General features: G+C 26.8%; 14 protein-coding genes. 8 read left to right on the top strand and 6 right to left on the bottom strand.

Annotated elements, in window-relative coordinates; translation table 11 throughout:
• The first annotated feature begins 51 nt into the window (after nucleotides 1-51).
• The 5 genes from polA (at nucleotide 52) to ACKU4C_RS06810 (ending at nucleotide 5,304) form a co-directional block, all read left to right on the top strand.
• A complete protein-coding gene (gene polA / locus ACKU4C_RS06790) occupies nucleotides 52-2,739 on the top strand; it encodes a DNA polymerase I (RefSeq protein WP_321315571.1) in 2,688 nt (895 codons plus the stop codon).
• Nucleotides 2,740-2,843: 104 nt separating this feature from the next.
• A complete protein-coding gene (locus ACKU4C_RS06795; RefSeq protein ID WP_321315572.1) occupies nucleotides 2,844-3,545 on the top strand; it encodes a response regulator in 702 nt (233 codons plus the stop codon).
• A 30-nt stretch (nucleotides 3,546-3,575) separates the two neighbouring features.
• A complete protein-coding gene (locus tag ACKU4C_RS06800; RefSeq protein ID WP_321315574.1) occupies nucleotides 3,576-3,770 on the top strand; it encodes a hypothetical protein in 195 nt (64 codons plus the stop codon).
• 39 nt (nucleotides 3,771-3,809) lie between these two features.
• On the top strand, nucleotides 3,810-4,034 hold the full coding sequence (locus ACKU4C_RS06805; protein WP_321315576.1) for a hypothetical protein: 225 nt from the start codon (nucleotides 3,810-3,812) through the stop codon (nucleotides 4,032-4,034).
• Nucleotides 4,012-5,304 carry a response regulator gene (locus ACKU4C_RS06810; protein ID WP_321315578.1) on the top strand — a complete coding sequence of 431 codons (1,293 nt, stop codon included), beginning with the start codon at nucleotides 4,012-4,014 and terminating at the stop codon, nucleotides 5,302-5,304. The genes ACKU4C_RS06805 and ACKU4C_RS06810 overlap by 23 nt, the downstream gene beginning before the upstream one ends.
• On the opposite strand, the gene lgt is transcribed toward ACKU4C_RS06810, so the two are convergent.
• The 4 genes from lgt to argF are packed head-to-tail and all read right to left on the bottom strand — an operon-like array spanning nucleotide 5,297 to nucleotide 9,727.
• Nucleotides 5,297-6,115 (bottom strand): prolipoprotein diacylglyceryl transferase, encoded by an 819-nt coding sequence (lgt, locus tag ACKU4C_RS06815; RefSeq protein ID WP_321315580.1) that lies wholly within the window; start codon nucleotides 6,113-6,115, stop codon nucleotides 5,297-5,299. The genes ACKU4C_RS06810 and lgt overlap by 8 nt on opposite strands.
• Before the next feature lie 7 nt (nucleotides 6,116-6,122).
• Nucleotides 6,123-7,424, bottom strand: coding sequence for a (Fe-S)-binding protein (locus tag ACKU4C_RS06820; protein ID WP_321315583.1), 1,302 nt, complete (start codon nucleotides 7,422-7,424; stop codon nucleotides 6,123-6,125).
• Nucleotides 7,424-8,791 carry an oxygen-independent coproporphyrinogen III oxidase gene (gene hemN / locus ACKU4C_RS06825; protein ID WP_321315584.1) on the bottom strand — a complete coding sequence of 456 codons (1,368 nt, stop codon included), beginning with the start codon at nucleotides 8,789-8,791 and terminating at the stop codon, nucleotides 7,424-7,426. Before hemN ends, ACKU4C_RS06820 begins: the two co-directional genes overlap by 1 nt.
• A 9-nt stretch (nucleotides 8,792-8,800) precedes the next feature.
• Nucleotides 8,801-9,727, bottom strand: a complete 927-nt coding sequence (gene argF / locus ACKU4C_RS06830; RefSeq protein WP_321315586.1) for an ornithine carbamoyltransferase — start codon at nucleotides 9,725-9,727, stop codon at nucleotides 8,801-8,803.
• A 203-nt stretch (nucleotides 9,728-9,930) separates the two neighbouring features.
• Here argF and ACKU4C_RS06835 point away from each other — a divergent pair, with 203 nt between their 5' ends.
• From ACKU4C_RS06835 to ACKU4C_RS06845, 3 genes are read left to right on the top strand one after another with little or no spacing between them, the layout of a single operon-like run.
• Nucleotides 9,931-12,042, top strand: coding sequence for a ribonucleoside triphosphate reductase (locus tag ACKU4C_RS06835; RefSeq protein WP_321315587.1), 2,112 nt, complete (start codon nucleotides 9,931-9,933; stop codon nucleotides 12,040-12,042).
• A complete protein-coding gene (nrdD, locus tag ACKU4C_RS06840) occupies nucleotides 12,023-12,181 on the top strand; it encodes an anaerobic ribonucleoside-triphosphate reductase (RefSeq protein ID WP_321315590.1) in 159 nt (52 codons plus the stop codon). Before ACKU4C_RS06835 ends, nrdD begins: the two co-directional genes overlap by 20 nt.
• The gene (locus ACKU4C_RS06845) at nucleotides 12,162-12,833 is read left to right on the top strand and encodes an anaerobic ribonucleoside-triphosphate reductase activating protein (protein ID WP_321315592.1); all 672 of its coding nucleotides are present in this window, start codon (nucleotides 12,162-12,164) and stop codon (nucleotides 12,831-12,833) included. The genes nrdD and ACKU4C_RS06845 overlap by 20 nt, the downstream gene beginning before the upstream one ends.
• Here the strand turns inward: ACKU4C_RS06845 and ACKU4C_RS06850 are convergent.
• Nucleotides 12,810-13,499, bottom strand: a complete 690-nt coding sequence (locus ACKU4C_RS06850; RefSeq protein ID WP_321315594.1) for a response regulator transcription factor — start codon at nucleotides 13,497-13,499, stop codon at nucleotides 12,810-12,812. The two genes, ACKU4C_RS06845 and ACKU4C_RS06850, sit on opposite strands and share 24 nt — an antisense overlap.
• Nucleotides 13,496-14,704, bottom strand: a complete 1,209-nt coding sequence (locus tag ACKU4C_RS06855; protein WP_321315596.1) for a PAS domain S-box protein — start codon at nucleotides 14,702-14,704, stop codon at nucleotides 13,496-13,498. Before ACKU4C_RS06855 ends, ACKU4C_RS06850 begins: the two co-directional genes overlap by 4 nt.
• Nucleotides 14,705-14,706: the final 2 nt, after the last annotated feature.

Here is a 14,706-nt window from a genome sequence, read left to right on the forward strand (position 1 = left end):
GATATTATTATATTATAAAATCTTTAAACAACCATATGAAAGAAGATATTAATGAAAAAAACTATTACAATTATTGATACTTTTGGCTTTTTATTTAGAAGTTATTTTGCTTTACCACCATTAAAATCAAAGAGTGGATTTCCTACAGGTCTTTTAACTGGATTTATGAATTTTGTTTCAAACATAGGAAAAGATTTTCAAACAGATTATTTAGTATTTGCTCTTGATGCAAAAGGTGATACTTTTAGAAATGAGATTTATGACCAATATAAGGCTCATAGACCTGATGTACCTGAAGATTTATTAAAACAATTACCAATTGCAATTGAGTGGATAGAAAAAATGGGATTTCAAACAGCTATGAAAACAGGATTTGAAGCTGATGATATTATTGCTTCAATTGCACATGATGCAAGAGAAAAAGATTTAGAAGTTAGAATTGTGTCACACGATAAAGATTTATATCAATTAATTGATGATAATAAAATATATCTATTTGATCCAATTAAAAAAAGTATAGTTAATGAAGATAAGTGTTTTGAAAAATATGGGGTGAGACCTTCACAGTTTATAGATTATCAATCACTTTTAGGTGATAGTGCTGATAATGTGCCTGGAGTAAAGGGTGTAGGTGCAAAAACTGCAGAAGCATTGATTAAAGAATATGGTTCTTTAGATAAGATTTATGAAAATCTTGAAAATATAGAAAAGACAAGATGGAAAAATCTTTTAACTGAAGGTAAAGAGATGGCTTATATCTCAAAACAATTAGTAACATTAAATACAGATTGTCATTGTATTGATGAGATAGAAACATATCAATTACCAAAAGAAAATCCAATATTAAGGATTGCTGATATTTTATTGGAATATGATTTAAATAGAATCATTGATAGAGTAAATAAAGAGGGTTTAAATTATAAAACTAATATTCCTATAAAAATTGAAAAAAAAGTAGAAAATTATGAATATATACTTTTAGATGATGAAAAAAAATTATTAGAAGTTATAAATTCAATTCCTGAAGATACAATTGTTGCTTTTGATACAGAAACAACAGATATAGATACAAAAAATGCTTCATTGGTAGGTTTTTCATTTTGTTTTGAGAATAACAAAGCATATTATATCCCTATAAATCACCAATATTTAGGTGCACCTGCACAAATCTCTTTTGAAATTGTTTCTGAAGCTATAAACAAATTAAATACTAAAAAATTAGTTTTGCAAAACTTCAAATACGATTTTTCAATTATTAAAAATGAACTAAATATTGAATTAAAACTTTATGCAGATACAATGATTTTAGCATGGTTATTAAACAGTAGTGAAAGAGTAGGGCTTGATGCTTTAGCTTCAAAATATTTTGACCACACTATGATAGCTTTTAAAGATGTAGTTAAAAAAGGTGAAAATTTTTCTAATGTAGATATAAATGAAGCTTGTAATTATGCTGCTGAAGATGCACTATTTACTTATAAAATCTATTTTAAACTTTTAGAAGAATTTAAAGAAATCCAAGCAGAAAACTTGGTAAAAATCGCTCATGACTATGAATTTGATTTTATTTATGTTTTAGAAAATATGGAAGAAAATGGAATAAAACTTGATATTGAAAAACTAAAAGAATTAAAACAAAAAAGCAATATATATATTCAAGAATTAACATCAAAAATTTATGAAAAAGCAGGAAGAGAGTTTAATATCAATTCTCCTAAACAATTAGGTACATTACTTTTTGATGAATTAAAACTTCCACCATCTAAGAAAACAAAAAGTGGTTATAGTACAAACGAAGTAGTACTTCAAAAACTAAAAGATGCTCATGAGATTGTTCCTTTATTATTAGACTACAGAGAATCTTATAAATTACAATCTACATATATTGAACCCTTATTAAATTTAGCAAAAAAAGATGATAAAAATAGAATCTATACATCATTTTTACAAACCGGAACTGCAACAGGTAGATTAAGTTCAAAAAATCCAAACCTACAAAACATCCCTGTTAGAAGTGAAGCAGGGGGACTAATTAGAAGTGCCTTTATACCTAAAGATGGATATAAGCTTGTTGGTATTGATTATTCACAAATAGAATTAAGACTTTTAGCACATTTTTCTCAAGATGAAGCTTTAGTTGAAGCATTTAAAGCAAATAAAGATATTCATAGACAAACAGCTGTAAAAATATTTGGAGAAGAGTTAGCTGATTCTAAAAGATCTATCGCCAAATCAATAAACTTTGGATTACTTTATGGAATGGGTAGTAGAAAACTTGGAGATACATTAGGAATACCTGCAAAAGAAGCAAAACAATATATTGATGCTTATTTTGAAAACTTTGTTAGTGTTAAAGAATATTTAAAATCTATTGAAAATAAAGCATTAGAAAATGGTTTTGTAGAGACTTTAATAGGTAGAAGAAGAGTTTTTGATTTTGATTCTGCAAATGCTATGATGAAAGCTGCTTTTTTAAGAGAATCAGTAAATACACTTTTTCAAGGTAGTGCAGCAGATTTAATAAAACTAGCAATGATTGATATATATAAAAAGTATAAAAACAACGATAAAATCAATATGTTATTGCAAATCCATGATGAATTAATATTTGAAATAGAAGAATCAGAAGTAGATAAAATAACGAAAGATATTGTAGATATAATGGAAAATATATATAAATTAAATGTACCTCTAAAGGTCTCAAAAAGTATAGGAATGTCTTGGCAAGAACTTAAATAGATTAAAAATATTTACTTTTTCTTTATTTTTTAATAATTTTCTTTTGACATTTGAATTCAATTTTGTTAAAATAAGTTTCTAAAATATTTACAAAAGAGTCAAACATGATAAAAACATTAAAAAACATTAGAAAATTGTACAATGCAAAATTACTTTTTGTTAGTAATGATAGTTCATTAAGTACAACTATAGAAAATGAATTTGATGAATACTTCAAAGAATTATCTTTGGTAGAAAGCTCAGATGAAGCAATAGAAAAACTAGAAGAAACAAATTTTGATATGATTATAATTGATACTGATGTTTCTGCTAAAGATTTTGAAGAAGCATGCTCTGCTATATCAAATGCTGCACCATCATTACCTAAAATTATTATTTCAAATAATGATAACAATGATGATATTGTTACAGCTATAAATAGTAGTGCATACACATTTTTAACAAAACCTTTAAAATCAAAAGATATAAAGTTGGCAGTTATAATGTGTTTAAATCAAACAAAAAGAGGTGACAAAATAGAATTCCAAGATGGTATTTATTTTGATGAATATAGAGATCAATTCTTTAAACCTGGTGGTGTACTTATTGACTTTACAAGACTTGAAAAAGGTTTTATGAAACTTCTAATTAGTAAAAAAGGTGATATTGTAGATTATGATACAATCAAGAGTGTAGTTTGGAAAGGTAAAAATATGTCTATTTATACAATGAGAAATATTGTAAATAAAATTAGACAAAAAACTTACTATGAAATTATAAAGAATCATTCAAATAAAGGTTATACAATTGATAGTCCGAAAAAATAGTCAATTGTAAAATTAATATTAATAAATTCAATGGAAGAAAAAATTGTATCTAAAGAGGAACTTATTCAACTTTTCGAGGATCAAAAATTACTTGATACTGGGAAAGGTTGGATGATGGGTGATTATGAAGTGGAAATTATCGCACTTCATGAAATAGATCCTAAATTTTTGCAAGATGTAACAAATGCAAAGTTCTATAAGTTAAAACCAAAAGAGGGGAAATAAATAATGTCACACTGTCCATACTGTGGAAAAAAAATAGCTATGAGTAAAGCATTTTGCTCGCGTAGTTGTAAAGAGAACTATTTTCAATTGATTGCAATACAAGTTCCAAAACCATTTTTAAAAAGAATCTTTATATTTAGTACTCCTGAAGAAAGAGAAAAAGAGATAGAAAACTTCGCAAATAGACATGGTTGGAGAATTGATTTACTGCAAAAAAAGATAGATGAATTAGCAGTAGAGTATGGATTCATTGAAACAAAATAATACTAATATTACACTTGATAATAGTATATTAAATCAATCACAAATTTTATATGTTGAAGATGATGAACTTATTAGAAATGAAACATTTTCAATTTTAGAAAGATTTTTCAAAAAAGTATTTATTGCAAAAGATGGTAAAGAAGCTCTTGACATTTACCATGAAAACAAATCAGATATTGAATTAATACTTACAGATATAAATATGCCTATAATGGATGGTATTGAATTTATCACTGAAGTTAGAAAAGAAGATGATGAAACACCAGTTCTTGTAGTAACTGCATTTAATGATGTTTCATTGCTTATAAAAGTTATTAAACTTAATGTATCTGATTATATTGTAAAACCTATGCAAATGAATGCTACATTAAAAATATTAAATAAGATACTTATAAATAAACATAATCAAAAAATGGTTTTGAAGCAGAAAAATGAACTTCAAATCTATAAAGATATTTTAGATAAAGAAAATTTAGTTAGTGAAACAGACTTAAATGGTATTATAACTTACGCTAATGATATTTTTTGTGAAGTTTCAGGATACACAAAAGAGGAATTAATTGGTGTAAACCATAATATAGTAAGACACCCTGATGTATCACCTAAAATATATGAAAATATGTGGAATACTATCCAAAATAAACAAGTTTGGAAGGGAAAAATTAAGAATAAAGCAAAAGATGGTTCTGCATATTATGTCAAATCTACAGTTTTTCCTATTTTAGATGAAGATGGAAATATTGAAAAATATGTTGCAAGTAGATTTCTAATCACTGAAGATGAGGAAGAAAGACATAAATTAAAAAAATACATAATGCATCAAAAAACACAACAAGTAAAACATGAAAAACAGCTTCAAGATGAATTTGATGATGCCTTACATTATGCCAAAATGCAAAAAGACCAACAAGTAGCAAAATTTATTCATGAATTAAATGAACAAATTAAGATACTAAGAGCAAAAAATGCAGATGAAAAAGGGAGAGTATTAGGTTTAGAAAAAAACTTAAAAAATGCTCTAGATAAAAATGATGATCTTCAAAAGGGATATCAAACAAGAATAGAGAAACTTCATTCTACTGCAATAACTGCAGCAGAAGAGTATCAGAAGATTAAAAAAAGAGATGGAATAATAACAGAAAAATTACAAAAATCTCAAGAAGCTATAAAAACCTTACAAGGTTATATTGATGAATATAGAAAGAAAATCAGCGATTTAGAAGATGTAATAGCTACATATGAAAAGGAGCATGGTAAAATCACTATTTAGACGCTGTTTTTTTTGAAATAAAAAGTAGTAGTAAAATACAAAAAAAAGCAAATATTCCTGAGATAAGCATCCCCATAGTTAGCCATCCACCATATAAAAACCCAAGTTGAATATCAGGTTGTCTGTAAAATTCAGCTATTATTCTAGTTATTGAATAAAGAATTCCATACATTATTGCTAACTGTCCATCAAAAGTTTTTCTTTTTCTATAAATAAAAAGTATTACAAAAACTAAAATACCTTCTAAAGCCCCTTCATATAGTTGAGATGGATGTCTTAAAATACCATCTACATATATGCCCCAAGGAACATCAGTAACTCTACCAACTAATTCTTGATTGAAAAAATTACCTATTCTTCCAAATACGTAAGCTCCCGAAATACCTAAAACAGAAATATCGGTAATAAACCAGAAGGATACCTTATGTTTTTTACAAAAAAGTAAAGAGGCTATTAAAAACCCTATAAATGCACCATGATAACTCATTCCTGATATACCAGTATATACACCATCAATAAATGGATTAAATATTTGCCAAGGATGAGTCAAATAATACATAGTTTGAGTATCATAAAATAATACATAGCCCAATCTAGCACCTAATATTACACCAATCTCTGCCCACCAAATATATGAATCAAAAAGTTCATTTGATATTGGTAACTTATCATGTTTTATAAACCATTTTGCAATAAATATTGCAGAGATTAGTGCTAGGGCATACATTATTCCATACCAGTGAACAGCAATAGAACCTATATTAAATGCAACTGGATTAAAGTTAGAATAAATATTTTGCCAAAATTCCATATTTTCCCTAATCTAAAGCTTCAGCTATTAATTCAATAGGATTTTTAAATTTAACATCAACATTAGCTTGGTGTAAAGAGTTTGTAATCTGCATTCTACAGGCACTACATTCAGCACTTACAATTTGTGCTTTTGTATCTTTAATCATTGCAGCTTTTGGTACACCAGCAGCTTTCGCAAAATGGTATTTTTCTGTTTGCATAGTTACACCACCAAATCCACAACATCTATTGGGATCACTCATTTCGTTAATTACATAGTTTTGCTTAAGAAGTTCTCTTGGTTCTTGCCAAACATTTTGCATTTTTCTTGCATGACATGGGTCATGGTATGTAATAACTTCATTGATTTTTTTGTTTGATGCAGCTAATTTTTCTTTTAATTTTGTAGAATTCTCTAACCATTTTGTTGCTAATAAAACTTTTTTAGATATTTTTGCTGCTCTTTCTTTCCATTCTGGTTGATTATGTAAATAGTGTTCCCAATCTTGATTAATCATTGCACTACAAGTAGCTTCAGGAATTATTATAGCATCTACTTCATCAATCCATGTCTCAAAATATTCAATATTTTTCTTCACAAGATAATCAACTGTATCAAAATCTCCTGTAAAATAAGCAGGAGCACCACAACAAAGTTGTTTTTTGGGAATAAATATATTTACATCCAATTTTTTAAGTACATCAACTAAAGCATCACCAATATTTGTATATGAATAATTACCCATACAACCTATAAAAATTGCAACTTTATTTTTTCTGCCATCACTTAATTCTACTTGATTTTTTGCAGGTATATTTTCAGGATATTTATTTAAAAATGTTTTCTTATCAGCAAAAGGTAGAGCTCTATCTTTTTTTACAATTGGTAAAGAAAATCTAGGTAATGCACTCTCTTTGGCTTTATCTATTTTTAAACCACATGTTTGAAATACCCACCCAAGTTTTGCAAGAAAATCCATAGTTTTTCTATGTCTTAAAAGATAAAAAAATGCTCTTTTATACCAAGCAATACCATATTTTTTTGCAATATCAGATCTTACTTGTTCAATAATCATATCAGTAGGTAAATCATTAGGACAAACTTCTACGCAATTTGTACATAAAAAACATGATTCAAAAATATCTTTTGCATTTTTATCTAATTCTAGTTCATCTCGCTTATAAGCACCAAGAAGATCGATAAAACCTCTTGGACTTGTAGTTTCATCTTGATTTATATTAAAAATTGTACAAACTGGTTTACATTTACCACATTTAACACAATCATCACTTATTTTTGTATAATCAAATTTTTGAATTTCACTCATTATATCGTTTTACTAAACCTTCTTTTATTTTCTGGTACTTTTTTTAAATATGCATCAAATGGCATACATATATTTCTAATTAACATTGTTCCTGTTTGAGATACTTGTATTTTATCATCAACAATAGAAACTAAATCTGCTTCAATAAACTCAGTTAACATTTTTAAGTCTTCATTAAAGTAGTCATAAAAATCTATATTAAACTTCTCTTCTACTCTTTTTATATTTAAACTAAAATTACTCATTAATTCCATAATTACATATTGTCTTAATATATCATCTTCGCTAAGTTTATAACCTTTAAATGTTGGTAGTTTCCCTTCATCTAAAGAGGCTTCATATTGTTTTAAATCTTTAAAATTTTGTGCATAATAATCAACACCATTTCCAATAGATGTCACACCAATTCCTATTAAATCTGCACCACCTTTTGTTGTATATCCTTGGAAGTTTCTATGTAATTCGCCTTTTTCTATTGCTTTGAATAATTCATCTTCAGGCTTTGCAAAGTGATCCATTCCCACCATTTTATAACCATTTGTAGTAAAAAAATCAATTGTATCTTTTAAAATCTCTAATTTTTCTGTTGGTGGTGCAAAAGTTGATTCATCAAACTTTCTCATAGTTTTCATTAGCCATGGTACATGGGCATAGTTAAATACAGCTAATCTATCTGGATTTAATTTTATAATTTGTTCAATTGTTTCATGAAAAGTTTTTTTATTTTGATGAGGAAGTCCATAAATCAAATCTACATTTATAGAGTGAATCCCAGCATCTCTTGCTATATTCATTACATTTTGAGTTGTTTCATAAGGTTGGATTCTATGAATAGTTTTTTGAACCTCTTCATTTAAGTCTTGTACTCCAAAACTTAATCTGTTACATCCACCTTTTTTTAATACTGCCATATGTTCTTTAGTAAAATATCTTGGGTCAACTTCACATGAAATTTCAGCATCTTCACTAAAATTAGGAAAAGTTTCTTTTAACATAGTTATAACTTCATCTAATTGTTCAGGCGAAAAATAAGTTGGTGTTCCTCCGCCAAAGTGCATTTGAGTAACAGTTCTATTTGTATTTAATGCATCTTTTAATAAATCCAATTCTTTTTTTAAATACTCTAAGTATTTAACTTTTTTATCTTCTTTTGAAGTAAAAATAACATTGCATCCACAAAAGTAACAGGCACTTCTACAAAAAGGTAAATGTATATAAAGTGATAAATTTCTATCATCACTTTGATTTTTATAGTACTCTTTTAAATCTTGTTCAGTAAAATCTTCAGAGAACTCTGGTGCTGTAGGATATGAAGTATATCTAGGCCCTGGTTTTGAATATTTTTCAAATTTTTTAAAATCAATCATTATATCTTCTTATTTTGTATTTTGTCTATCTAACCAAACCATAACACCTTTTTGTGCATGTAGTCTATTTTCAGCCTCTTCAAAAATTAAACTTTGGTCACCTTCAATTACACTTTCACTTACCTCATAACCTCTATAAGCTGGTAAACAATGTAAGAATATTGCATCTGACGTACCTAATTTCATCATTTCATCATCTACGATATACCCATCAAAGTCTTTTATTCTTTTCTCTTTTTCATCCTCTTGTCCCATTGAAACCCAAGTATCTGTAGTTATTACATTTGCACCTTTAACTGCTTCTTTAGGATCATTTGTAACAATAATTTTTGCACCTGATTCTTTAGCAAAAGCGTAAGCATCATCTAAAATATTTTTATCTACTTCATAACCTATTGGAGTAGCTATTCTTAATTCAAAACCAAGTTTTGATGCAAGCATAAGCCAAGAGTGTGTCATATTATTACCATCACCAACATATGCTGCTACAAGATTTTTATCTAAACCTTTTTCTTGAATAGTTAAATAATCAGCCATAAGTTGTACAGGATGGTATTCATTTGTTAAACCATTTATCACAGGAACTTTTGAATATTTAGCAAACTCTTCTAATTTACTTTGTTCAAATGTTCTAATCATAACCATATCAACCATTCTTGAAATAACTCTAGCTGTATCACTCATAGGTTCGCCACGTCCAAGTTGAATATCATTAGAAGATAAGAAAAGTCCGATTCCACCTAATTGATAAATACCTGTTTCAAAACTAACTCTAGTTCTTGTACTACTTTTTTCAAAAATCATACCTAAAGTATATCTTGGTAAATAATCTTTATAAACTCTATTTTTAGTCTCTTTCTTGATTTTTGCTGCTAAGTCTAAAATTTCTAAAATTTCTTCTTTTGTATAGTCTCTTAATGTTAAAAAGTGTCTCATGATTTAACCTTTCATTTTAAAAAAGAATCAATTTTAACCAAAAACCATTTACTATTAACTTAAAAATTATGAATTCTCTTTTAAAGGTACTCATAAAAATTATTATTTATTCTTTAAAGCCCATTTCGTGACACTTTAGTGACTTTTTATATTATTATTTTTTAAGATGAATACTCCTATTATACACTTTTAAAAGGATCAATATGATAGAAAATATACTCAAAAGAGATGGCTCTTATGAAAAATTTCAAGCATACAAAATAAAAGATGTAATAAAAAAAGCTTTTAAAAGCGTACATACAACTTATGATGCTACTGTTTATTTAAATGTAATTGAACAATTAAATAAAAAAAGAGTATTTGCAGTAGAAGATGTACAAGATTTAATTGAAAATGAATTATACAAAGCAAGATATTTTGAAGTTATGAAATCTTTTATGTTATATAGACATATGCATAAAATGCAAAGAGAACAAATTTTAGGACTTAATGAAGATACAACTTATATAAATTCAACACAAACTATAGAAGAGTATATAAATGGTACTGATTGGAGAATTAATGCTAATTCAAATACTGGATATTCCCATGCAGGTCTAATTAATAATAGTGCAGGGAAGATTATAGCTAATTATTGGCTTGACAAAATTTATACTAAAGAAGAAGGTTATGCACATAGGAATGCTGATTATCATATTCATGATTTAGATTGTTTAAGTGGATATTGTGCAGGTTGGAGTTTAAGAGTATTACTTGATGAAGGATTTAATGGTGTAAGAGGTAGAGTTGAGAGTTGTGCTCCTAACCATTTTAGAGAAGCACTAGGTCAGATGGCAAACTTTTTAGGTATATTACAAAGTGAATGGGCCGGAGCTCAAGCTTTTTCTTCATTTGATACATATTTAGCACCATATGTATTTAAAGATGCCTTATCTTTTGAAGATGTCAAAAAAAATATTAGAAGTTTTATTTATAATCTAAATGTTCCAGCAAGATGGGGACAAAGTCCTTTTACAAATATTACTATCGATTGGACAGTACCTAGTGATTTAAAAGATCAAACACCAACAAAAAACCAGAAACATCTATTTACTAATATAAAAGATAAAGATTTACTTCAAAAAGCAAAACAAAGAGGTTTTGATACTTTAGAGAATATGACATATAAAGCTTTTCAAGTTGAGATGAATATGATTAATAAAGCTTATTATGAAGTTATGACTGAAGGGGATAAAACAGGTCAACCTTTTACTTTTCCAATTCCAACAGTAAATATTACTGAAGATTTTGATTGGTATGGAGAAAATACAGATTTACTTTTTGAGAATACTGCAAAGATTGGTTCATCTTATTTTCAAAATTTTATAGGTAGTCAATATATAAAAGATAAAAATGGGAAACTTATACCAAATAACGAAGCTTATAAACCAGGGCATGTAAGATCAATGTGTTGTAGATTACAATTAGATTTAAGAGAATTATTAAAAAGGGGTGGTGGTCTATTTGGAAGTGCGGAGATGACAGGAAGTATAGGTGTTGTTACAATCAATATGGCAAGACTAGGGTATCTATATAAAGATGATAAAGAAGCCCTTCTTAATAGACTTGAAGAGCTTATGGATTTAGCACAATCAACTTTAGAGAAAAAAAGAGTTTTTATAAATGATTTATATGAAAGAGGATTATTCCCATACACAAAAAGATATCTTCCAAGTTTTAATAACCATTTTTCAACAATAGGTGTAAATGGTATAAATGAGATGATTATTAATTTTACAGAAAAGAAATATGATATATCAAAAGATGAAGGGATATCTTTTGCAATTGAGATTTTAGATTTCATGAGAAAGAGAATGATTAAATATCAAGAAGAAACAGGAAATCTATATAACCTTGAAGCAACACCTGCTGAAGGGACTACATATAGATTTGCAAAAGAAGATAAAAAAAGATATTCAGATATTCATCAAGCAGGATTTGGGAAAAATATTTTTTATACAAATTCATCTCAATTACCAGTTGATTTTACAGATGATATATTTGAAGCATTAAATTTGCAAGATGAACTTCAAGGCAAATACACTGGTGGAACTGTATTACATCTTTATATGAGAGAAAGAATAAGTTCAATAGAAGCTTGTAGAAAATTGATTAAAAATGTTATATCAAATTACACTTTGCCATATATAACAATAAGTCCTGTATTTTCTATTTGCCCAAAACATGGCTATATAGATGGAGAATATGAATATTGTCCAAAATGTGATGAAGAAATTTTAGATGAGGAGTTAAATAATGAAAAGCTTAGAGCCTAGTAAATTAAAAGAAAAGAGAACTAGATGTATTGTATACACTAGAGTTATGGGTTACCATAGACCAGTTGAAAGTTTCAATATCGGTAAAAAGGGTGAACATTCTCAAAGGGTGAAATTTATTGAAAAAAATTATCTATAATATAACACCTTTTACAACTGTTGATTATAAAGATCATTTATCTTGTATTGTATGGTTTATATCATGCAATATGAGATGCAGGTATTGCTATAATCCTAATATAGTAAATTCTAAAAATGGTGAATATACTCTTGAGGATTTAATAGATTTTTTAAAAAGAAGAGTAGGGTTATTAGATTCTGTAGTTTTAAGTGGTGGAGAGGCTACACTTCATGATTTACAAACTATTTGTAATGATATAAAAGATCTTGGCTTTAAGATAAAATTAGACACCAATGGTTCTAATCCAAAATTATTAAATACACTTATAAAAAATAACTTATTAGATTTTGTTGCGTTGGACTTTAAATCAAATGAAAAAAATTTTAATAAAATTACAAAATCATATTTTTACGACAAGTTTATACAAAGTTTAGATGTTTTACTTAATTCAAGTGTAGATTACGAAGTTAGAACAACACTTCATAAAGATTTATTAAATGAAAATGATATAAATGAAATGCAGGAAACTTTGCATAAAATTGGATACAAAAATGACTATTTTATTCAAAATTTTTTAGAAGTTGAAAACTTAACAAATATGAAAAAATCAATAAACTTTTTTGATAAAACTAAAGTAAATAATCACTTAAATATTATCTACAGAGATTAAATAACCTTGTCCTGAAATATTTTTTATTAATTCTTTTGAAGTTTTTTTTCTAAATCTTTTTATAAAAGTTCTAACTCTTTCATCAGTTACTGTCTCATTTTCCCAAAGTTTTTGTTTTAATTCATCTGTACTTGTAATAGTATTTTTATTTTGTATTAATAGATATATAAAATTTTTTTCTCTTTTTGTAATATTAATCAGCTGTTCATCTTCAAAAAGATTATTTGTATTATTATCAAAAGTAAAATGTTTATTTAAGCATATAATTCTACTTTTATCTAATTTTGAAGCAATAGTAATTATATATTCTAATAATTCATCTGGATCAAAAGGCTTTATAAAATATTTAGTTATACCAATATCTATTGCTTTTAATAGTTTTTCTTTGTCAGAAAAAGCACTAAGTACAATGATAGGAATATTTTCGTTTTCTTTTCTTATCTCTTTTGTCATATCTAAACCATCTAATTTTGGCATCATAATATCAGTAATGATTAAATCTGGATTAATCTTTTTATATTTTTCTAAGCCCTCTTCACCATTATTTGCAATTGTAAAAGAAAAAAAATAGTCAGAAATTGCATCTTTTAATAATTTGGAGATATTTACCTCATCTTCAACAAATAAAACTTTTAATTCTTTTAATATATTTTCATTATTTCTCAAACTACACTTCCTATAGGAATTTTTATTATAAATAGTAATCCATTATCTTTATTTTTAGCTTCTATTGTTCCATCTAAACTTTTTTCAATAATCATTTTTGACATAAACAAACCTAAACCAGTACCATTGCTTTGGTGTTTTGTTGTAAAATAGGGTTCAAATACTTTTTCCAAGTTTTTATTACTTACTCCACCAGCATTATCCTTAAATATTAGTGTTACACCATTTTTATCTTTAATGCTTTTTATTAAAATTTTTCTTTTTTCAATATTATTAATATTAAAAGCTTCACTTGAATTTTGAATTAGATTAATTAAAACTTGTGATAATTCATTTAATACTCCAAAAAGTTCTATTTTTTCAAACTCTTTTTCTACAAGAATATTTTCTTTTTGCAAAAGTTTTTTAGTGATTAATAATGCTTCTTCAATTGAATCACATAATAAAAATTTTTCTTTAGGTTTATTAGGATTAAAAAAGTTTGAAAAGTCTTCGATAGTTTGTGACATATTATCAATAATTTCCATTGAATCTTTATAATATTCATTTAATTTTTCTAAATTTGAAGTTTTAGCACTCTTCTTAATATTGAACATTGTTAAACTCAATTCAGTTAGTGGTTGTCTCCATTGGTGTGCTATGTTTGCTAACATTTGTCCTAAACTTGCCATACGCGACTGCCAAAACAACATCTTTTGTTTCTCTTCATTTTTAGCAATCTCTTCTTCTACTCTTTGTTCTAAAGTTTGATTTAGTTCTATTAGCTGGGTGGTTTGTTCCAAAACTCTTTGTTCCAAAGTTTTATTTAAAACTTCTAATTCTTCCTCTTTCTTTTGAAGAGTCTTTTTCAATTCTACTTCTTTAGTAACATCATATCTAATTGCAATAAACTCTTTAATATTGTCATTTTTATCTAGTATGGGGGTAATTGTTGTATTTAAATAAACAGTTGAACCATCTTTACAAATATTTTTTACGGTTGCTTTGTATGGTTTCTTACTAAGTATAGTTTCCCAAAGTATTGTAAAGTTTTCCTTTGGAACATCAGGGTGTCTTACTATATTATGGTCACTACCAAGAAGCTCATCTTTACTATATCCAGATATTTTACAAAATTCATCATTAACAAAAGTAATAATACCATCTGTATCTGTTTTTGAAACTATATTTGAGTTTTCAATAGCTTCTTGATAGGTTTGTCCCATAA

The sequence above is a fragment of the Halarcobacter sp. genome, assembly GCF_963676935.1.
Classification (GTDB): Bacteria; Campylobacterota; Campylobacteria; order Campylobacterales; family Arcobacteraceae; genus Halarcobacter.